The sequence below is a fragment of the Pseudohaliea rubra DSM 19751 genome (genome assembly GCF_000764025.1).
Lineage (GTDB): Bacteria > Pseudomonadota > Gammaproteobacteria > Pseudomonadales > Halieaceae > Pseudohaliea > Pseudohaliea rubra.
On the sequence record NZ_KN234751.1, the window covers coordinates 83365 to 102461 of the forward strand.

Below are 19097 nucleotides of genomic sequence, written 5' to 3' on the forward strand. Positions count from 1 at the left end.
GGCGCCGGGCGGCTCAGGAGTTGATGTCGCGGATTTTACGGGCCAAGTCCGCCACCGTATTGACGTCCGGCAGGATATTGAGCGGTATCGAGATATCGTAGTGGTCCTCGATCTGCTCGATTACCTCCATGACCTCGAGAGAGCTCAGGCCCAGGTCAGTGACCAGTCCCGTGTTCTCGTTGATCATCACGCGCTTCCGGTTGTACTTCTGAAGAAGCTCACACAGGAACGCGAGGCAGCTCTGGTAATCGGCCACGGCCGTCCTCCTTGCGCGGGTTGCGCGGGTTGCGCAGGCGCCGCCCAGGCGCTAGATTCCGGCGACTATACCCATGGACTTCCCCCAATGCCAGCCATTTGGTTGATCGACGCGTACCGGGCCGGTGAGCGCGGGCAGGTGCGCGCTCTCGCCGAGGCCGCCGCGGCGGCGCTCGACTGGCCGCTGGAAACAATCACCCCGCGGTACCGCAGCTGGGCGGTCTGGCCGCACCTGTTCCGGCAGACGTCCCTGGCCGGCCTGCAGCACCGTTCGCGCTGTGTTTTCGCTCCCCCCTGGCCCGGGCTGGTGATCACTGCCGGCGTGCGCAACGAGCCCCTCGGCCGCTGGCTTCGCAACGCCTCCGGCGGCGCGACGCGCTACATCCACGTGGGCAAGCCCTGGGGGCGCCTCGATGATTTCGATCTGCTCGTTACCACGCCCCAGTATCGCGTGCCGGTACATGCCCGGGTCCTGCACAATGCGCTGACCGTGCATGGGCTCGAGGGTCAGCGGCTGCAGCGTGCCGGCGAGACCTGGGCGGCGCGCTTCGCACCGCTGCCGCGGCCATGGATCGGCGTACTGGTCGGTGGCGACAGCGGCCCCTATACCCTCGGCCGGCGTGCGGCGGTGCGGCTCCTCGAGGGGGCGGTGGCCCGGGCCCGGGACTGCGGGGGTTCGCTGCTGGTGACCACCAGCGCCCGCACCCGGCCGGCGGTGAGCGAGGTGCTGGAGCGGGGCCTGGCGGGCAGCGGCGGTGTGGATGCCTGCCCCCATTTCCTGCACCGCTATGGCGCGTCCCCGGACAATCCCTACGCCGGTATTCTCGCCCTTGCCGATGCCTTCGTGGTGACCGGCGACAGCATCGCCATGCTCTCCGAGGCCTGTGGCACGGGCCGCCCCATGGCCCTCTTCGACCTCGGCGGCATGCGCCGGGACGCAGGCGCGGCCAGCGGGGCGGCCGGCTCCGTCGATCGGCGCCCTGGCGCAGCGCTCTACCGTGTGCTCATGCGCTGGTTTCCGCAGCCGCTGAGCCGGGACATCACCCTGGTACACCGCGCCCTCGTAGACGCAGGCCGCGCCGAGTGGCTGGAAGACGTGGGGCCCGTGGTCGCCGCCCCCGGTGTGCGCGCGGCCGCGCGTTCCCCGGACCTCGAGCGGGCCGTGGTACGCATCTGCGAACTGGTGGGGGCCGCTCCGCCCGGGAACGACGACTGCCGGTAATGGCTTGCTGTGGGACCCGCGTCCTCACCGTGACCTTTCTCAGGACCGTTTACCGGCCCCCGTCGGCGCGAGGACGCACCTGCCACAGGGCGTGCGCCAGGTGCGGTTGTCAGGCCAGGCCGTCGCGCTCCGCGCGCCCGTCCTGCAACCGGTAGACCCGGTCCGCGGCGTCGATCATGGCCCGGTTGTGGGAGATAGCGAGGATCGTCAGCTGGCCCTTAAGCTGCTCCATGGTCTGGCGCACCGCCTGCTCGCTGGCCGGATCGAGGGCGCTGGTGGCCTCGTCCAGGATCAGCAGCCGCGGGCGGTTGATCAGCGCGCGGGCGATGACAATGCGCTGGCGCTGACCGCCGGACAACTTGCCGCCGCGCTCGCCAACGACTGTGTCCATGCCCAGGGGCGTCGCCGTGACGAACTCCCAGGCGCCGGCGTCGCGCAGCGCCTGCGCCGCATCTTCGCGACTGAGGGCCGGATCGTCGAGGGTCACGTTCTGGAGGATGGTCGCGTGGAGGAGCACCGTGTCCTGGGGCACGTAGCCGATCTGTCGACGCCAGGCCCGGGCATCGAGGGTTGCCAGGGCGGTGCCGTCGATGCAGACCTCGCCGTAAGACGGTTGCAGCAGGCCGATGGTGAGATCGACGAGGGTCGTCTTCCCGGTCCCGGAAGGCCCGACGAGGGTGGTGAGGGAGCCGGCGGGAATCTCCAGGTTCAGGCCGTCGAAGACCGGGTGCCGTTCGTCGTAGGCAAAGCCGACGCCGGAAAACGCAATACCCTCGGCCAGGGGCGCCGGGTCCGCGCCACCGCTCGCCTCCGCCGCGCCACTGGCCTCGGCGATGCTGTCGAGCATGGCCCAGTAGGCGCTTTCGCCCTGCATGAGCTTCTGATACTGCTTCTGCACCTTGCCGAGGAAGGAAAAGGCCCGCCCCAGGGCGACGACCAGGACCATGACCTTGGGCAGTTCCATCTGGTAGACCTCAAGGGCCACGTAGATGCCCAGGCAGATGAAAATCGCGAACATCAGTTCCTGTGCCGAGTCGAGCAGGGCCGAGGCCAGGACCTGGCGGCGCAGTGCACGGTTCAGCTGCCGCGTGTCCTCGGCGAGCACCTGGTCCGCCCGCTCTTCCCGGGCCATGGCCTTGATGGGCTTCACGGACTGCAGGATGTCCGTGAGGTTGCCCACAAGGGAGGTCAGCATGCGGGTCTGCTTGCGGCCGGCGCGGCGGGTGATACGCACGAGGAAATGAGACAGGCCGATGACGATGGCGCCGGCGACGATGGCCACCAGCGACGCCCGCCAGGACAGGGCGAAGGCGATGCTGCCGTAGATGAGGGACTGAATGAGAAAGGTGATCGCCGTTGCACCATGCACGAAAGACTGGGACGAGCGCTCCGCCTCCGTCGCGAGGGCGTTGGTGAGCTTGCCCGCGGGCTGGTGCAGAAAGTACTCCCAGCGGCTGCGCAATACCGCGCGCAGCATTTGCAGACGCAGGTCCGTGCCCACCTGTGCCGCGGTGTAGCCGACCTGCCGCTGGGCAACGAGGAGGAAGAGGCTCTTCAGGAACACACCGGCGAGCACGATCAGCAGCATGTTGCCGAGGGTGATGGCAATGCCGAGCCCGCCGAGGGCATCGAGCACCACCTGTTCATAACCGGACGGCGGTGCGCTGGCCTCCCCGGTGACGCGGCCGCTGCCCAGGGCGATGTTCAGCAGCGGTAGCAGCGCCGACAGGCCCACCCCCTCGGCGAGCCCCGAAAGCAGCAGCGCCAGCAGCATAAGCAGCGTGGGGCCGCGGTAGCTGCGGAAAAAGCTGAGCATCAGGCGCATGGTGAGGCGGGTCCTTGCTGGGCGGGGGCGTCAGTCTACCAGTGCATGCGCTTCAGCAGCAGGGCGGCGCAGGCAGCGGTGGCCAGCGCGGGCAGCAGGGCCACCAGCAGCGGCGGCAGGCCGAGCAGCGTGCCCAGGGCGAAGATGATCTGCGACCCGAGGTAGAAGCTGATGCCGATGAGCGCGCCGATGGCCAGGTTGACGCCCACAGCGCTGCCGCGCCGCGACCCGAGCTGGGCACTGATCGGTGTCGCGAGGAGCACCATGGCGGCGGCAGTGAGCGGCAGCGCCAGGCGCTGCCAGAACGTGTTCAGATAGCTGCGCGCATCGCGGGCGTTGGCGGCGAGGTAGGTGCCGTAGCCATAGAGCACCGACAGGCGCATGCTCTCCGGCGACAGGGATAGCACCGGCAGTTCGCGCCGGGCCCAGAGGTTGTCTATCGCCAGGCTGTCGAGGCGGCGGGTGACCAGCTGTCCACCCTCGAGGCGTTTTTCCTGCACTGACTCGAAGCGCCACTGCCGGTCGTCGCCAACGGTCGCTGTGGCGGCGTGGATGGCGCGCTCAAGACGTCCCTCGGCGTCAAACTCGTAAAGCGCGATGTTTGCCGGTACGCGCTCGTCGCGCATGGTACCCAGGTGGATATAGCGGCGGCCGCTTTTGGACCAGACGCCGCCGGCGGGGAGGGTGTGCGGGTTGTTATAGCGCAGCGCCAGGCGCAGGGCCTCGGCTCGCTGGTGCAGGGGCGCGGTCACGGTCTCCATGCCTACCCACAGCAGCAGGGTAACGACGCCGGTGGGCACGGCGATGGCGAGCAGCAGGCGGCTGATGGGCACGCCGGCGCAGCTGATCACCGTGAGCTCGGACCCCTTCTGCAGTCCCGCCAGGGCGATGATCGTGCCCAGAAGCAGGATAACCGGCGCCAGGGAGAGCAGCTGCTGCGGCAGCACCATGAGCGTGAACCGTGCGACAGCCACCGCGCCGTAATCACCGTGGGCCGCGTCGAGTTCGTCGATAAAGGCCAGCAGCCCGAACACGGCGGCCACCACCAGGAAGGTGATGAACCAGCCGCGCAGGAGCGCTGCAGTGATGTAGCGGGTGAGGATGCTCATGGGCGCCGGCGCCGGCGCAGCCGCGGTGGGCGGAGCATAACCAGCAGGATCAGCGCAAAGACCCCATAGGTGCCCCAGAGCCCGGGCATGTCCGGCACTGTGCCCTGCTCCATGCCCGTGCGCACGGCGCTGGTGATCGCGAACAGGCAGACATAGGCGGCGATGGCGACCAGGAAGCTGCGCGTGCGCGATTCCCGCGGCGCCGAGCGTGCCAGGGGCACGGCGATGAGGGCGAGGAGCACCGTGGCCAGGGGCGTGGTGATACGCCACTGGTACTCGGCGATGTCCTTGGGGCGATCGGAGCGGCGCAAGGCTTCCGTGGGCTCGGCCTTGCGACGATAGCGCTCCTGCGCCTCGGTCCCCGGCAGGCGGATGGTGAGCGTGCCGAAGTTCATGGTCACATCCAGCTGCTCCCGATTGTCCAGCAGGTAATGGTAGCCATCGTAGAAGGTGGCGGTAAGCGGTTCGCTGGGGTTCAGGGTGGGCAGGGCGGCGCTGGCCGCGTAGATGAGCTCGGCCCGGGCGCCGTCTTCGTGAGGCTTTTGCAGGAAGACGGCCTTGTGCAGGCCGCGTTCGAGGTCGAGATCATCAGCAATGAAGGTGTAGTCGCTTTCGCCCATGGTGACGAACTCGCCGGTAGCCATCTTCTTCAGGTCGAACTCGGCCGCGGCCTGTGCCTGCAGCCGGTAGCTCTCCCGGTAGGCCCAGGGTCGCCCTTCGACAGAGATCAGGCCGGTTACCGCGGAGATGACCAGGCCGAGGCCGAACACCGCCGCGAGGATCCGGCCCCGGCTGACGCCCGCGGCATACAGGGCGCTCATCTCGCCGTCGCGGTAGAGCCGTCCAAGGCCCGCGAGCACGGAAAAAAACAGCGCCGAGGGCAGCAGCACCTCGAGTACCACGAGGGTGCGCAGCAGCACCAGCCGGCCGGCGGTGAGCAGGTCGAACTGGCCGGCGGCGGCCAGCGTGAGCTGCTGCGCCAGCGAGTAGCCCACGAACACGAGCACCAGCAGCCCCAGGCCGAGGCCGAAGGGGTGCAGGATCTCCCGGCTCAGGTAGCGCTCGATGATCATGGCGGCGATTGTAGCCCGATCCGCGTCCCCGCGGGCGCCGCGCGGTCTTATTTAACAGGCTCGCCGGTGGCGAAGGGCGGCCCCATGGCGCATAATTCGCGGCTTTTCCGGCCGCTCTGACGGCCCCCGGGCCGAGAATCGTCATGCTGAACCTGAGCGACGGCGTCAAGAAGGCGCTGATCATTGCCCCCACGGAATTGCTGCCCGCCGGCGCGCGGGTCGCTCTACGGCGGAAGTACCTCGCGCAGCTGGAGCTCTCCAAGGCCCACCGGGCCAACTTTCTGATCATCGGACACCCGAAAAGCGGCAACACCTGGCTCAAGGCGATGATCAGCCGGCTGTACCAGCTGCGCTATAACCTGCCGGAATCAAAGCTCATCAACACCGACGAGTTTGCCCGCAAGATCCCGGAGATCCCGCGGCTGGCCGCCACCAACGGCTGCTACAGCTACGAGGGCGAGGTGGGCAGGTTGCTTGCCGAAGGCGCACCGGACAACCCGCTGCGGCACAAGCCTGTGGTTTTCCTTGCCCGCCATCCGATCGACATCGCCGTGTCCTGGTACCACCAGTTCACCAAGCGCCAGTCCCGGGCCAAGCAGGAACTCATCAACGCCAGTATCGACCATCCCATCGACCGCCGCAGCGTCGAACTCTGGGACTTCGTGCGTCACTCGGACATCGGCCTTGAATTCCTTATCGACTACGAGAACGGCTGGGCCCGCAACGTGCGCGCGCTGCCGCAGGGCCTCCTGATACGCTACGAAGACCTGCGCGCCGAACCCGTGGAAACCCTCGGCCGGGTCCTCGCCCACGTCGGTGAGATCTTCAGTGATGAGGAAATCCGCGAAGCGGTGGACTGGGGTTCCTTCGACAATCTGCGCAAGCTGGAGACCAGCGGCACCTTCAGCCAGGGCGGCATGAAGCTGGTGAATGCCGGTGACCCGACGACCTACAAGGTCCGGCGCGGCAAGGTCGGCGGCTATCGCGAGGACTTTCCCCCCGGGCAGGTCGCAGAGCTCGAGGCCCTCCTCGACGCCCGCAGCGATCCCGCGCTCGGCTACGGCAGCGCCGCCGGCCAGGGCTGAGCCATGGCGCCGCGCACCTGGGTCATCCTCGGCGACAAACGGGGTGACAACGGCCAGGTGGAAACAATCGTCGATGCCCTCGGCTGGCCGGTAGAGCACCGCTTCGTGCAGCCGCTGCCGCAGTGGGTCTACGGCAAGCCCCGCTACCGGCCCACCCTGGACCACCTCGACCTTTCGCGCTCCGATGCTCTCGCAGCGCCCTGGCCGGAGCTTATTCTTACGGTGGGCCGTCGCCCCTCCATGGCCGCGCTCTGGGTCAAGGCGCAGAGCGGCGGTCGCACGAAGATCGCCCTGGTCGGCAAGCCTTCGGGCCTCCTCGAGGACTTCGACCTGGTGATCGCCAGCGGCGAGAACCAGATGCCGCCGCTGCCCAACGTGCTGGTCACGGCCCTGCCGTTCATGCAGGTGGCTGAAGACGCGGTCCGCGAGGCGGCCGTGGCCTGGGCGCCGCGCTTTGCCGACCTGCCGCGGCCGCTGGTCGCGTTCCTGGTTGGCGGCGAGACCAACCCCTTCGTCATGGACGAGCGCGTCGCCCACGGCCTGGTCGCTGAGGCGAAGCGCGTGGTCGCCGACGGCGGCACCCCCTGGATCACGACCAGCCGGCGCACGACCGCCGACGTGGTCGCGGTCCTCGAGCGCGACCTGCCCCCGCAGGCCCGCCTGTTCACGTGGTCCGCCGAGGCCCCCCCGGCCGACAACCCCTACCGCGCACTCCTCGGCAGCGCCGATGCCTTCGTGGTCACCGGCGACAGTATCTCGATGCAGGTGGAGGTCGCCCGGCTGCGCAGGCCCCTGGCCATCTTCCCGCTCCCCGCAGGCCGCTTCGGCGCCCCGGATCTCTGGCGCCGCGGTTTCGCCAGCTGGCTCAACAATCCCCGCTGCACCACCCCCGCCGACCGCTGGCGCCAGCGCCTGGCCCGGGCGATCTACCGGGTCGACTATTTCAAGCTCTTCTCCTCCACGCGGGATTTCCAGGCGTTCCACCGCTTGTTGATCGACCATGGGCTGGCGGTGTGGGCCGGCCAGCCACTGGTGGAGCCTGCCGGCGAGTTGCCGGATGACCTCTCGGTGGCGGTAGCGCGGGTTCGGGCGTTGTTTCCAGAGGGTTCTTCTGCGGCTTCGTAGGCGGGTGCGGGTGGCGCCTGCGATCCGGGGGAGGCTCTCCCGGACACGCTACAAGCACATCCATGTGCGCTCGACGTCGGCCATCCATGGCCGCCGACGGTCCGGGAGGGCCTCCCCCGGCCCGCCGGCTTCATTTCGACCGCTACAACACCAACTTACCTCCGTGGAAAGGGTGCTGCCCCTGGCTTTAGTCAAGTCCCAACGACTCGGGCCCACTTGCGTAGCTACGATCACCTAAGTCTGTCGTTAAGCCGACGGCGCCGGGAAACCCTGGCGGAACGTCGCGGGCCATGGATGGCCCGCGTCGAGCGCACATGGATGTGCTTGTAGCGGTTCCGCCAGGGTTTCCCGGCGGTGGCGGCGCCACCACCGCCAAATCAGAACCTCCAAGCCTCCATCGTCAACGCAGAACTGCCAAGCCACGACGTCAACTGAAGCGCAGGGCCGTTGTAGCGAGAGACCTACCGCACCCCCAGGACGTTCTTGGCGAAGTGGGTGCCGGCGCGGGCCATGCGCTGCGTGGCGATGGCGAGAGGGCTTCGGTCGAGGTAGTTGAGCTGGAGCATGCGGCGTTCGCCGACGAAGCGGGTGTGGCCGTGCCAGGAGTGGGGCGTGCGCTTGAAGGCCAGGAGCGTGCCGCCAAGGGGCGGCACCTCGGCGGCGTAGTCTTCGATATCGCCCTTGCCGCGCAGCATGCGCAGCTGGCCGTCCGTGCTGTCCCAGTGCTCGTTGAAATACACCAGCACCGTAATGATCTTGCTCTTGTGATCCGTATGGATATTGCCATCGGTGCGCTCACAGAACTTGCGCACCGTGATCGTGGATGGCAGGCCGGCGAGGGCCATGGTGAAGCGCTCGCCGAGGACGCGGGCGAAGGCTTCACTTTCGAGATCTTCGACCAAGCGGGCGAAAGCCGGTCCGTAGCTGAGGTCCTCGAGGGCGTGGTTCGCTGCGGAATCGATGACCGGATAGTCTGCGTTTACTGCCGCGAGACCTTCCGGTGACAGAAAGCCCGGGGCCACAAGAAACGGGAACGGGTCTGTCGACAGGGGCGCGGCGCGCAGCGCTTCAAGGTTGGCGTAATTCATGGGCTGCATGATACTCCCTGGCGCCGCCCGGCGGCAGGGTCGGGTTGCCCGGAGGAAACGTGAAAAATGCCGCCCGGCTGCGGCGGGGCGGCTAATCGGGTATGATCGCGATCCTCTTACCAACCGCATTCCGAAGGCCCGCACCGCATGGCCGACAAGGCTCGCGTCGCCGCACGCTTCGTCATACTCTCGCTGCTACGCTGGCTGCCCGCCGCCCGGCGCAAGGCCCTGGAGCGCTGGCTGCGCGGCCGCGAGGAGTACAAGAAGCTCCAGCGCGCCGACTGGGTGCTCATGAGCTGGGGCAAAAGCGGCCGCACCTGGCTGCGGGTCATGCTGTCCCGGGCCTACACGCAGCTGGGCAACCTGCCGGCGAGCGAACTCCTCGACTTCGACAATCTCAAAGCGCAGCACCGGCAGCTGCCGGCGGTCTTCTTCACCCACAATAACTACCTGCGCGACTACACGGGCAACTGGCAGAGCAAGGCGCATTTTGCCGGCCGGCGCATGGTGCTGCTGGTGCGCGATCCGCGGGACGTCGCGGTATCGCAGTTCTTCCAATGGCAGTACCGCATGCGCCCGCGCAAGAAGTTCATCAACGACTACCCGGCCGACGGCAGTGACGTCGACGTCTGGCAGTTTGTGCAGGACCCGGCGGTGGGTGTGCCGCGCATCGTCGACTACTTCAACGACTGGGCTGCTTCCCGGGATCAGCTCGATGACCTGCTGGTGGTGCGCTACGAGGACATGCGTGCCGACCCCGGTGCGGTGCTCAAGCGCATTCTCGACTTCACCGGCACCGCCGTGAGTGAGGCGCAGGTGGCCGAGGCGGTGCAGTTCGCCGCCTACGACAACATGAAGAAGATGGAGCAGGAGCAGTACTTCAAGGGCTCCGGCGCCCGGGTGAAGCCCGGCGACAAGGATAACCCGGCCTCCTTCAAGGTACGCAAGGCCAAGGTCGGCGGCTATCGGGAGCACTTCGACGACGCACAGTGCGCGGTGCTCGACGCCATGGTGGCGAAGCTCGACCCGCAGTTTGGCTACGGGCAAGTGCCGGAGCAGGCGCCGGCATGAAGTACGCCCTGCAGCAGCTGCGCCACGCGGCCAACACGCTGCGCAAAAAGGCGGCACGGCGCCTCCTCAACTGGCGCAACCGCAACCGGCCGCAGGCCGAGCTGATCGCCGAGGAGCGACGGCTGCGTGGCCGGGAGCAGCTCGCCCGCCTGCGCGAGGCGGATATCGTCATCGTCTCCTTCGGCAAGAGCGGCCGCACCTGGCTCAGGGTGATGCTGTCGCAGCTCTTCCGGATCCGCCACGACCTGCCCGAAAACGCACTTCTCGGCTTCGACAACTTCCACTCCATGAACGCGGCCGTGCCAAAGATCTTCTTTACCCACGACAACTACATCAAGGACTACACGGGCGAGCCCGGCAGCAAGGCGCCGTTCTACGACAAGCCGGTGGTGCTCATGGCCCGGGACCCGCGTGACGTGGCGGTCTCGCAGTTCTTCCAGTGGAGGTTCCGCCTGAAGCCGAACAAGGTCGTCCTCAACAACTACCCTTCGCGCGATGACGACATCAGCGTCTACGATTTCGTCACCGGCGATAACGACGGCGGCAGCCTGCGCGCGGTGGTCGACTACCTGAACACCTGGGCCGCCGAGCGCGAGCACATCCAGCGTTTTCACCTCCTGCGCTACGAGGATCTGCGCGTGGACCCGCAGGGCGAGCTGGCAAAGCTCGTCGCCTTCATGGGCGTGGAAGCCACCCCCGAGGAACAGGCGTCGGCCATCGAGCATGCGTCCTTCGAGAACATGAAGAAGATGGAAAGCTCGGACACCTTCCGCTTCGCCGGCCGCATGCGCGCCCGCGACAAGGACAACCCGGATTCCTACAAGGTCCGCCGCGCCAAGGTCGGCGGCTATCGAGACTACTTCAGCGACGAGGAAGCCGAGGCCATCGATCGGCAGCTGGCCGAGTCTCTGGATCCGCTGTACGGGTATCATTGATCGGCGGGATGTTCATTTGTCCCTGGACAGGGATGAATGCTTTACGCCGTAAGCTCCATGGGCATGGGTGGCGCCGAAGCTCCCGGAAGATTGACCGGGACACGCTACAAGCACATCCATGTGCGCTCGACGCCGGCCGTCCCTGGCCGGCGACGGTCCCGGTCAATCTTCCGGGACCCTCGGCTTCGCTCCAACGCTAATGCGCTGTAGCTCACTGGTCCAGATAGTGAGGATCAGTCATGCCGCCTTATGAACTCTCAACGAGCAGTCCGGTCGGGCTGGCCGAAACGGTCGGAGCGAAGCCGTCGCGCCCGGAGGGCCGGTCGGGACCGTCGCGGGCCAGGGATGGCCCGCGTCGAGTGCACAGGGACGTGCTTGTAGCTTGTCCCGACCGGCGCTCTGGGCGCGACGGCGCCACCACCGGTCGAAAACGGCCCTTGATTCAGGCCCCCACCAGCTGCAGCGCATCCTCCCGCACATGCCCCTGCCGGATCTCGTCGCGCAGCTGGTCCTCCGTGATCACGCCGTCCTCCATGCACTCGCGCACCAGATCGAAGAAGAACCGCTCCTGCGCCGGGTCCGGGTGCTTCGCGTAGCGGCCGGCGAACTTGTAGTCGCCGAAGAGGACGCGGCGGGCGCGGCGCAGCCAGTGCCGGGGCGGGAACAGCTGGAACGTGTCCGCCGGCCGGTAGTCGATGGGCAGGCCCGTCTTCCAGGGCTGGGTCTTGCGCTTGGTGTTGTGCAGCAGCTTCGTGTGCTCGTCGAGGTGATCGAAGTCATTCCAGCCGCTTTCGAGGAGACCGATAGTGGCGGGGTTCTCGAGCTTCAGCGAGACCCAGTCCATGTAGTCGCGCTTTGCGGGGATGAACATCTCGTTGAACTCGCGCTCGAACTCCCAGTGCGTGAGCCTGGCACAGTCGAGGAGCATGACGCTCGAGGCCCAGGCGCCCTTGCGGGCCTTGGCGCCGGCCTTGGGGCGACAGACGATGGCCTTGTCGTCCATGTCGCGGTTCAGCAACTCGTTGATGTCGCCGACGGCGAAGATATCCGGGTCCATGACCACGGCACGGCCTTCGTAGTTCATGAGGCCGGGCGGTGCGAAGCGCAGTGGGGTGAAGGACTGCAGGTCGTCGTTGAGCCACGGGCGCTTGTCGCCGTCGCGCAGGTAAAGGTCGCCCTCGCGCTCAGCCATGCAAGGGAAGTCCTTCACCTCGATGAAGCGTACGTCGAAGGCATCCGGGTTCGCAGAGCGCTTCTTCAGCGAGTGACGGCTGACGAGGGCGCCGAGCATCTGCTTGTGATTAGTGTGGATGAAAACGGTCGGTTTCACGGTGGCCTGCCCCGTTGCGGTCGCGATCGTGCTAGTTTACGCGCGCCAGCTGCGTACTTGAACGACGCCCGCTGGCAATATTCCTGACCCCGGCCCGGACGATTCATGAACGACCTGCTGCAAACGCCGCCCCGGCGCGCCCCGCGCACCTGGTGCCTCCTTGGCCGCAAGGCCGGCGACAACGCGCAGGTGATGGCGCTGGCCGGCGCCCTCGGCTGGCCCTGGGAGGAGCGCCATATCGTGGCGCACCCCTGGGAGCTGCTGCCGCACCTTGCCCTGGGTGTCACCCTGGCGGGGATCGACCGCGGCGCCTCGTCGAGGCTTGAGCCCCCCTGGCCGGAGCTGGTGTTGACGGCCGGCCGGCGCAACGAACCGGTGGCGCGCTGGCTTCGCCGCCAGAGCGGCGGCGCCACGCGGCTCGTGCACCTGGGCCGCCCCTGGGCGCCCCCCGGCAGCTGGGACCTGGTCGTTACCACGCCCCAGTATTTCCTGCCCGCTGCGCCGAATATCCGCCACAACACCCTGCCGCTCTGCGATCTCGGGGCCGAGGCCCTCGCAGCCGCCGGCGAGGCACTGGCGCCGCAGCTGGCGTCGCTGCCGCGGCCCTGGATTGCCGTCCTCGTGGGAGGCGACAGCGGAAAATACGTCTACACCGCTGCAAAGGGGCAGCGCCTCGGTGCTCTGGCAGAACGCCTCGCGGCGACGAATGAGGGATCACTACTGGTTATGGGCAGCCCGCGAACCCCGCCGGCGGCCCTCGACGCCCTCGCCGGCGAGCTTCGCAGGCCGGGGCTGGTTCACCACTGGGGCGAGGGGCAGAACCCCTATCGGGGTGCCCTCGCTCTGGCAGATGCGTTTGTGGTTTCCGGCGAATCCATGTCGATGCTGGCGGAGGCGCAGACCCGGGGGCGGCCGGTCTACATCTTCGACCCCGGCGACGGCGCAACGCCCTGGTGGCGCCTGCCCCACGGCTGGCGCTACAAGCCCCTGAGTCATCGCCTTGCCATGCGCTTTGCTCCGCAGCGCATGCGCCGGGATATCGGCTGTATCCAGGCGGCGCTGGTGGCCTCGGGGGCAGCACAGTGGCTGGACGAGGCGTCTGCTTCGGCGCCGCTTCCAGCCGCCGTTGCCGCCAATGACGGGGTCTGCGCCGCGGAGCTGGCTGCCTCGGCGGCGGCGGTGCGCGCCCTGTTTCAGGGGGGCTGAACGCGCGCCGCATGGCGCAAGCGGCGCTTCTGCTGCCGCGGCTCAGGCCGCCTGCGATAAGCCCGCCAAGGGGTGCGTGGGCGCCGGGGGCAGGTCCGGGGTGCGCGCGAGAACCTCGAAGGCGTCATGGCGCACGTGGTTCTTTGCCATTTCCTCGCGCAGGAAGTCTTCGCTGAGCTTGCCCTCGGCGAGACACTCCTTCAGCAGGCCGAAGAAGAACTGCTCCTGGTTCCGGTCCGGGTGCTGCTTGTAGTTGCCAAGGAAGGCGTATTCCCCGAACAGTTTGCGCCGGGCGCGAAGAATCCATGCTGCCGGCGGGAACAGACGGAAGCGCTCCGCGGGGCGCCAGTCCGTCGGCAGGCCTGTCTTCCAGGGCTGCGTGCGGCGGCGGGTGGTGTGCAGCATTTTTGTCCCGGTCGTGAACTTGTCGAAGTCGTTCCACTCGGCCTCGAAGAAATCAATGCTGTCCCGGGGCTCATCCTTCAGGCAGATCCAGGGCTGGTAGTCCTGCTCGAAGGTGAACATCTTTCGGAAGGTGCTCTCCGGGTCCCAGTGCGTCAGCTTCGCGCAGTCCAGCAGCATCACGCTCGAGGCCATGCACTTGTCGACGAGGCCCTTCGGGCCTGAGCGCATGCGGCACATGATCGCCTTGCCGTGCATGTCGCGGGAGAGGAGCTCCCAGATGTCGGCGGCGGCGAAGATGTCCGGGTCAATGACCACGGCGCGGCCCTCATAGCCCATGAGCTTCGGCGGCAGGAAGCGGGTGGGGGTGAAAGACTGCAGGTCGTCGTTGAGCCAGACCCGGTGCACGCCGTCGCGCAGGTATTCCCTGCCTTCGTGCTCGGCAAAGAAGGGGTAGTCGCCCAGGTCCATGATGGTGACATCGAACTTGTCGTTATTCGATGAATAGCGGCGCAGCGCATGCTCGGCGACGATGGCGCCGGTGAGCTGCTTGTGGTTGGTCTGGATGAAGACGCCGGCTTTCATGAGGACTCCGGGGTAGCTGTCTGGCGGCGAGCATAAAGCAAGGCGCAGCCGTTTTCTATGTGGGAGGTTACGGGCGGCAATAGTACCGGTAGCTGGCCATGGGCCCGGCGACCAGGAAAACCCAGTAGCGGAAGTCCCAGTTCAGAAGGCGCACGTTGGTGAGCGTGCTTGCGAGGAGGAGGGCCATGACGCAGCCCAGGAAGAGCATCGTGTCGCCGCTGAGAGCGCCGGTGCGCCAGCCGCGGTAGAAGCCGCCGAGAGTCAGCAGCAGGGCCGCCGTGAACAGGCCGAGACCCACCGCGCCGTAGCGCACCAGGATATCGAGCTGCACGTTGTGATAGTCATTGAAGCGCGACAGCAGGAAGACGTCGCTGTCACGCAGCGTAAGCTTGGCGGCTGCGGGACCGTGGCCGAAAAGCGGCGCCTCGCGCCAGCGGGCGAGGCCCTCCCGGAGCATGACGACCCGGGTGCCGATGCTGTTGGGGTGCCCCCGGGCGTCGCCGGTGGCGATGCGGTCGAAATCGCCCGCCTGTAGCGCTGCCAGCGTGTGCTGCTCCATCGCCAGGCGCTCACCGATCATGGGCAGCGCCAGCAGCAGCACGCCGGCGGCAAGCACAACCGCTGCCTTCAGGGCGACGAGGGCTCTTACATCCCGGGTGCGTAGCGCGCGGGCGATGCCGACGGCGCCGACGAGCAGTAATAGCGGCAGGAGCGCGAGCCAGGCTGCGCGCGTTTGGGACAGCACGACGCCTTCGAACAGCAGCGTGGCCAGCACCACCAGGGCGGCGATGGCCAGTACAAGGCGGCGCCCGTTCAGGAAGCGCAGACACCGCCCCGCAAAGACAAGAAGGGCGAGAAGCACCGTGCCCGCGTAATAGGCGAAGGAAATCGGCTCCAGCCCCAGCCCCAGGCGGGCTTCCCACCAGGGGCCGTCCAGGTTGTCGAGCTCACCGATGAAAAAGAGACGGGTGAGGAGGAAGCCCGCGGAGGCGATCAGCCAGGTCCGGAGGATTCGCCCCTCGTCGCCGCGCAGGTACCAGGCGACGGGGATCACCCCGGCGTAGTAGGCCACCCGCGCCGCGTGCTTGACCTGCTGCTCCCAGGCGTCCGGACCGCCCAGGGCCGCCACGGGCGCGTAGACAACGGCGTAGCCGGCGATCGCCAGCAGGACCCAGGTCAGCGGATCGCGGCGGAGCCGGGGCCAGCAGGCAGCCCGGTCCGCCCACAGGGCCCAGAGCATGAGCAGGCAGCCGACAACGGCGAGGGGCCGCAGGGACCAGGCCGAAAAAGCAAAGAGATACAGGCCCGCCGTGCCCATGGCGTCCCGCTGCTCCGCGATGACCGTGGACACTAGCGGAAGACCCCCCGGCGGTACAGGCGCCAGAAAAACCCCCAGCTGAACAGCAGCGGATGCCGGCGCACCCGCGGGGGTATCTCGATGGGCTCGCCGGAATGTCGCTCCAGCTTCCAGGCGATGTAATCGAGGCCTCCGGAGAAGGTGAAAAGAGCCTTCACCAGGCGGGCCACGGAGAGGCTCTTGCCCTGCAGGCGGCGCAGACCCCAGGCTACCGGCGCCAGGCGGCGCTGACCTGCTGCCACCGTCGCCCGGTAGCGACAGCGTTCGCCGCTGTCGCTGAGGGACAGTGTGTGGGGCAGGTCCGGGGCCACCAGCTGCGTCACCGCCGCGTAGAAGGGCAGGGCGGCGCTCACGAGTTCCCGGGCCCGTCCGGGGCGCTCCGTGCGCAGCTCCGTGCCATAGCTGAGAGCCAGGGCCTGCTCCCAAAGGTCTGCCAGCGTGCCGCTGGCCGGGAGTGCCGGCAGGGCCCGGGTCAGCAGTGTGGTCGCCGCCCGGCGGAAGGCTTCTGACACTGCGCCGGCTACGGCGTCGTTGCGGGCGTGGATGATGCGCACGGGCTGGCTGAAGCGACCCCAGAGGTAAGACTGGTACCAGCGCCGGCTGCAGCCGCGGCGGAAGTCCGCCAGTGAGACTACCGTCACCTTGCTGCGCAGGACCCGGCCGTCGACCTCGCACTGGGCATAGAAAACGTTCGGCGGCAGCAGGCGGTTTGCCAGCGCCAGCCAGCCCGCGCCGTAGGCATCCCGGTAGCTGTCGACGACAAGATAAAGGTCCACCAGGCCGTCGAAGAGATCGCCGCTGCGCAGGCAGGACCCGTAGAGCAGCACCGCCTGGACCGCGTCCCGGTGCTCGGCGCGCAGTCGTGCGAGCAGTGCTGCCAGGGCAGGCTCTTCTGCCGGCGAGGGTCCGGCGACCTCCGGCCAGGGGCTCACGGCCGCAGGAAAACGAGCGCTGCGCTCGCCTCGATCAGGGCGCAGCGGCGTACGGTGAGCAGCTCGCCGTCGAGGTTCAGGTCCCCGGCCAGGGCCAGTTCGAGCTGCTGCGCGTTGTGGCTGTGGTAGCCGGCGTCTGCGCGCGCCCGCCGTGAGGGCCGGCCGGCAATAATGGAGAGGAACGTGGGCAGGAAACGCGCCGCGTGCTGTTCAATGAGGGTCAGCCGCAGCGGCCCGGGCCCCCGGCCCCAGAACGGTCGCATGCCGAAGGCAAGGCGCTCCAGCGTGGAGACGGCGAGGATGAGTGCGTCCGCCTCGCCGGCGGCGCGCCCGTCGAGGGTCAGGCCCAGGCGCGTGGGCCGGGTGAAGGCCTCTTCGCCGCGGACGACTCCCCAGGCCGTGCGCAGTGTGCCGAGGAACAGGCTGAAATCGTCGCGCAGGCCGCGGGCGTGGATTTCCCGGTGCGCGTACTCGGTGCCGTGCACCACGGCCCCGGCACCGAGAAACATCCCGTAGTGCGCCGCGGGCTCATCGTCGATGCTCACCCGCAGCAGCCGTCGCTGCAGCCGTTCCGCCGGCCGCGAGGGGTCTTCCGCCCAGCGCCGGAAGCGGCTGACGGCGCGGCGCAGGCTGCCGCGGACGCCGACATCGCCGGCGTTCATGTTTGCGGTGCCGGCGGGCAGCAGTGTGACCAGCGGCAGCCGGGCGAAGGGAGAGCGCTCAAGGAGCTGGCCGAGGACGGCGGCGGCGGTGCCGTCGCCACCGTTGATCACCAGCAGCTCCACGCCGGCGCCGGCAAACTCCTCAAGCACCGCCGGCACATCGCCGGGGCTGCCGGTCACCCGATGCAGGGCGCCCGGGCAGCGCTCCAGCTCCCGGCGCAGGGCGGGGAAGTGGTCCCGGTTGTGGCCGCTGGCGGGGTTGCTGATGATGCCGATCCCCGCACCGCCGTCCCTCATGGTATCGCGGCGGCCGGCGCTGTCCTCGCCGGCGCCGGACGCGAGAGGGCCTCGACCAGATTGAGCTCGGCGCCGCCGATGCGGGGCGCTTCACCGCGAACGCGCAGGGGTAGTCCCGTCGCACGGTCGACGAAGAACACGATGGGGCCGGACAGCCCCATGAGTTCGAAGTCCTGCCCCTCCGGGTTCCCGGTGAGGGGCTCGGTGCGCAGCTCCAGGGTGCGGGTGCTGCGCCGCCCTTCGACCCGGCCCTCGTCAAGGCGGAAGTCAGCTCGCATCGTTTCCGTAGCCCCGGGGCTGGCCACGAGGCGGTAAAAATTGAGGTCTGTGTGAACCAGGTAGCCCTCGGCCCGGGACGGATCCTCGAGGAGTGCCGGCAGGAGCAGGAACAGGGCGTGCGGTGCAATGATCACCCGGCCCGCAGCCTCCGGCGGCAGCTCAACCTCGCCGGGCCCGCTCGTTACCCAGCCGCTTTGCCCGACACCGCCCCCGGGGCCGCTGCCGTCTGCGGCGGGCTCCCGGCGCTGGCGCTTGATGAGGTCCGGCAGGTACTGATGGGTTTTCAGACGCTGATCGCGGCCGCGGCTCAGGCGCCAGCGGCCGATGCTGGCGGCATCGCCGGCATTCAGGTCAACGACGATGGACTCGATGGTGCTGCCGACGGTGTTCTGGACCTCCAGGCGCAGGAAGGGGGCCGCTTCGCTCTCGGGGAACAGCGGCGCCACACCATGCTTCAGGCTGAGTTCGCCCCGGGCGGTGGCCCAGAAGTTGCGCTGCTCGAAGGCCAGTTGCTGCCAGGCTGGCAGCTCAAAGGCCGTCCCTGCCGGGGCCATGAAGGCCGCCAGCAGACAGAGCAGAGCCGGCAGGAGTCGGGACATGCGCGAAATCACTGTGATCGCCTGGGTCGACGAAAGTATCACAGCGCGGGCGCGATCGCTTCCGCTGAACCTGTCTTGCGCCCCGGGGAGTGTAATAATGCCCGCTTTTCTCCTTGCCGGGGTAGCAATGGACGTCAAGGTGCGACTCGGCCGGGCCGGCGACCTCGATGCGGCGCTGGCCCGGCGTTACTACGCGGTGCTCGACGACGCCGACCGTGACCGGGTGGACCGTCTGCCTCCGCCGCGGCGACGGGCGATGCTGCTGGCCCGGGGCCTCGCGCGGATCGAGCTTGCGCGGGTGCTCGCTGTGGCCCCCAGCGCCCTGCGCTTCGAGCGTGGCGCCAGCGGTAAACCCGCCGTCGCCGGCGCGCCGCAGCTCTGCTTCAACCTCAGTCACAGCGGTGATTGGGCCGCCCTGGCCTGGCTGGCGCTGCCGGCGTCGACGCCGGCCATGGGCCTCGGTATCGATCTCGAGGGTGCGCAGCCGGTGCGGGACCTGGTACGGCTGGCCACGCGCTGTTTCGGGCCGGCGGAGGCGGAGCTTATGGCCGCGCTGCCGGCGGCGGAGGCCGCCGCGCGCTTTCGCGACCGCTGGACCCTGACCGAGGCCTGGGTGAAGGCGCGGGGCGGCAGCCTGGCCCGGGTGCTTGGCAGTCCCCG

At 68.4% G+C, this 19097-nt stretch carries 18 protein-coding genes; 7 read left to right on the forward strand and 11 right to left on the reverse strand.

Annotated elements, in window-relative coordinates:
* Positions 1-13: 13 nt before the first annotated feature.
* On the reverse strand, positions 14-256 hold the full coding sequence (locus HRUBRA_RS04495) for an acyl carrier protein (RefSeq protein ID WP_035514889.1): 243 nt from the start codon (positions 254-256) through the stop codon (positions 14-16).
* An 87-nt stretch (positions 257-343) separates the two neighbouring features.
* On the opposite strand from HRUBRA_RS04495, the gene HRUBRA_RS04500 reads away from it, so the two are divergent.
* Positions 344-1477 (forward strand): ELM1/GtrOC1 family putative glycosyltransferase, encoded by a 1134-nt coding sequence (locus tag HRUBRA_RS04500; RefSeq protein WP_035514891.1) that lies wholly within the window; start codon positions 344-346, stop codon positions 1475-1477.
* 109 nt (positions 1478-1586) lie between these two features.
* Here HRUBRA_RS04500 and HRUBRA_RS04505 read toward each other — a convergent pair whose 3' ends face one another.
* The 3 genes from HRUBRA_RS04505 to lptF are packed head-to-tail and all read right to left on the reverse strand — an operon-like array spanning position 1587 to position 5484.
* Complete coding sequence (locus HRUBRA_RS04505) at positions 1587-3302, reverse strand: ABC transporter ATP-binding protein (RefSeq protein WP_035514893.1); 1716 nt, start codon at positions 3300-3302, stop codon at positions 1587-1589.
* A gap of 35 nt (positions 3303-3337) precedes the next feature.
* A complete protein-coding gene (gene lptG, locus HRUBRA_RS04510) occupies positions 3338-4411 on the reverse strand; it encodes an LPS export ABC transporter permease LptG (protein WP_035514895.1) in 1074 nt (357 codons plus the stop codon).
* A complete protein-coding gene (gene lptF, locus HRUBRA_RS04515; RefSeq protein WP_035514897.1) occupies positions 4408-5484 on the reverse strand; it encodes an LPS export ABC transporter permease LptF in 1077 nt (358 codons plus the stop codon). Before lptF ends, lptG begins: the two co-directional genes overlap by 4 nt.
* Before the next feature lie 143 nt (positions 5485-5627).
* On the opposite strand from lptF, the gene HRUBRA_RS04520 reads away from it, so the two are divergent.
* Together HRUBRA_RS04520 and HRUBRA_RS04525 are read left to right on the forward strand one after the other, a co-directional pair.
* The gene (locus HRUBRA_RS04520) at positions 5628-6569 is read left to right on the forward strand and encodes a sulfotransferase domain-containing protein (RefSeq protein ID WP_035514899.1); all 942 of its coding nucleotides are present in this window, start codon (positions 5628-5630) and stop codon (positions 6567-6569) included.
* Between the two features lie 3 nt (positions 6570-6572).
* Positions 6573-7694 carry a mitochondrial fission ELM1 family protein gene (locus HRUBRA_RS04525; RefSeq protein ID WP_052094381.1) on the forward strand — a complete coding sequence of 374 codons (1122 nt, stop codon included), beginning with the start codon at positions 6573-6575 and terminating at the stop codon, positions 7692-7694.
* A gap of 461 nt (positions 7695-8155) precedes the next feature.
* On the opposite strand, the gene HRUBRA_RS04530 is transcribed toward HRUBRA_RS04525, so the two are convergent.
* Entirely contained in the window at positions 8156-8791 is a 636-nt protein-coding gene (locus tag HRUBRA_RS04530; RefSeq protein WP_052094382.1) for a 2OG-Fe(II) oxygenase, read from the reverse strand.
* 138 nt (positions 8792-8929) lie between these two features.
* Between HRUBRA_RS04530 and HRUBRA_RS04535 the strand changes: the two genes are divergently transcribed.
* Positions 8930-9853 carry a sulfotransferase domain-containing protein gene (locus tag HRUBRA_RS04535; RefSeq protein ID WP_035514901.1) on the forward strand — a complete coding sequence of 308 codons (924 nt, stop codon included), beginning with the start codon at positions 8930-8932 and terminating at the stop codon, positions 9851-9853.
* Complete coding sequence (locus tag HRUBRA_RS04540; RefSeq protein ID WP_035514903.1) at positions 9850-10788, forward strand: sulfotransferase domain-containing protein; 939 nt, start codon at positions 9850-9852, stop codon at positions 10786-10788. The genes HRUBRA_RS04535 and HRUBRA_RS04540 overlap by 4 nt, the downstream gene beginning before the upstream one ends.
* A 442-nt stretch (positions 10789-11230) precedes the next feature.
* Here HRUBRA_RS04540 and HRUBRA_RS04545 read toward each other — a convergent pair whose 3' ends face one another.
* Entirely contained in the window at positions 11231-12118 is an 888-nt protein-coding gene (locus tag HRUBRA_RS04545; protein ID WP_035514904.1) for a glycosyltransferase family protein, read from the reverse strand.
* Positions 12119-12223: 105 nt separating this feature from the next.
* Between HRUBRA_RS04545 and HRUBRA_RS04550 the strand changes: the two genes are divergently transcribed.
* Complete coding sequence (locus tag HRUBRA_RS04550; RefSeq protein WP_052094383.1) at positions 12224-13324, forward strand: mitochondrial fission ELM1 family protein; 1101 nt, start codon at positions 12224-12226, stop codon at positions 13322-13324.
* A gap of 42 nt (positions 13325-13366) precedes the next feature.
* On the opposite strand, the gene HRUBRA_RS04555 is transcribed toward HRUBRA_RS04550, so the two are convergent.
* The 5 genes from HRUBRA_RS04555 to HRUBRA_RS15365 all read right to left on the reverse strand — a co-directional run bounded on the left by HRUBRA_RS04555 (position 13367) and on the right by HRUBRA_RS15365 (position 18437).
* The gene (locus tag HRUBRA_RS04555; RefSeq protein ID WP_035514906.1) at positions 13367-14311 is read right to left on the reverse strand and encodes a hypothetical protein; all 945 of its coding nucleotides are present in this window, start codon (positions 14309-14311) and stop codon (positions 13367-13369) included.
* A gap of 67 nt (positions 14312-14378) precedes the next feature.
* Positions 14379-15662 (reverse strand): O-antigen ligase family protein, encoded by a 1284-nt coding sequence (locus HRUBRA_RS04560; RefSeq protein WP_035514908.1) that lies wholly within the window; start codon positions 15660-15662, stop codon positions 14379-14381.
* Positions 15662-16600 carry a phosphatidate cytidylyltransferase gene (locus HRUBRA_RS04565; RefSeq protein WP_035514911.1) on the reverse strand — a complete coding sequence of 313 codons (939 nt, stop codon included), beginning with the start codon at positions 16598-16600 and terminating at the stop codon, positions 15662-15664. Before HRUBRA_RS04565 ends, HRUBRA_RS04560 begins: the two co-directional genes overlap by 1 nt.
* Complete coding sequence (locus tag HRUBRA_RS04570; RefSeq protein ID WP_052094385.1) at positions 16597-17559, reverse strand: diacylglycerol/lipid kinase family protein; 963 nt, start codon at positions 17557-17559, stop codon at positions 16597-16599. The genes HRUBRA_RS04565 and HRUBRA_RS04570 overlap by 4 nt, the downstream gene beginning before the upstream one ends.
* Entirely contained in the window at positions 17556-18437 is an 882-nt protein-coding gene (locus HRUBRA_RS15365; RefSeq protein WP_161787596.1) for a hypothetical protein, read from the reverse strand. The genes HRUBRA_RS04570 and HRUBRA_RS15365 overlap by 4 nt, the downstream gene beginning before the upstream one ends.
* A gap of 97 nt (positions 18438-18534) precedes the next feature.
* Between HRUBRA_RS15365 and HRUBRA_RS15370 the strand changes: the two genes are divergently transcribed.
* Positions 18535-19097, forward strand: a 563-nt coding sequence (locus HRUBRA_RS15370) for a 4'-phosphopantetheinyl transferase family protein (RefSeq protein ID WP_161787597.1), incomplete at its 3' end; no start/stop codon positions are given.

Bases quoted from the DNA above. Each gene is read 5' to 3' on its own strand.
- HRUBRA_RS04500 (WP_035514891.1), top strand. From the start codon at position 344: ATGCCAGCCATTTGGTTGATCGACGCGTACCGGGCCGGTGAGCGCGGG.
- HRUBRA_RS04505 (WP_035514893.1), bottom strand. From the start codon at position 3,302: ATGCGCCTGATGCTCAGCTTTTTCCGCAGCTACCGCGGCCCCACGCTG.
- lptG (WP_035514895.1), bottom strand. From the start codon at position 4,411: ATGAGCATCCTCACCCGCTACATCACTGCAGCGCTCCTGCGCGGCTGG.
- lptF (WP_035514897.1), bottom strand. From the start codon at position 5,484: ATGATCATCGAGCGCTACCTGAGCCGGGAGATCCTGCACCCCTTCGGC.
- HRUBRA_RS04520 (WP_035514899.1), top strand. From the start codon at position 5,628: ATGCTGAACCTGAGCGACGGCGTCAAGAAGGCGCTGATCATTGCCCCC.
- HRUBRA_RS04525 (WP_052094381.1), top strand. From the start codon at position 6,573: ATGGCGCCGCGCACCTGGGTCATCCTCGGCGACAAACGGGGTGACAAC.
- HRUBRA_RS04530 (WP_052094382.1), bottom strand. From the start codon at position 8,791: ATGCAGCCCATGAATTACGCCAACCTTGAAGCGCTGCGCGCCGCGCCC.
- HRUBRA_RS04535 (WP_035514901.1), top strand. From the start codon at position 8,930: ATGGCCGACAAGGCTCGCGTCGCCGCACGCTTCGTCATACTCTCGCTG.
- HRUBRA_RS04540 (WP_035514903.1), top strand. From the start codon at position 9,850: ATGAAGTACGCCCTGCAGCAGCTGCGCCACGCGGCCAACACGCTGCGC.
- HRUBRA_RS04550 (WP_052094383.1), top strand. From the start codon at position 12,224: ATGAACGACCTGCTGCAAACGCCGCCCCGGCGCGCCCCGCGCACCTGG.
- HRUBRA_RS04555 (WP_035514906.1), bottom strand. From the start codon at position 14,311: ATGAAAGCCGGCGTCTTCATCCAGACCAACCACAAGCAGCTCACCGGC.
- HRUBRA_RS04570 (WP_052094385.1), bottom strand. From the start codon at position 17,559: ATGAGGGACGGCGGTGCGGGGATCGGCATCATCAGCAACCCCGCCAGC.
- HRUBRA_RS15365 (WP_161787596.1), bottom strand. From the start codon at position 18,437: ATGTCCCGACTCCTGCCGGCTCTGCTCTGTCTGCTGGCGGCCTTCATG.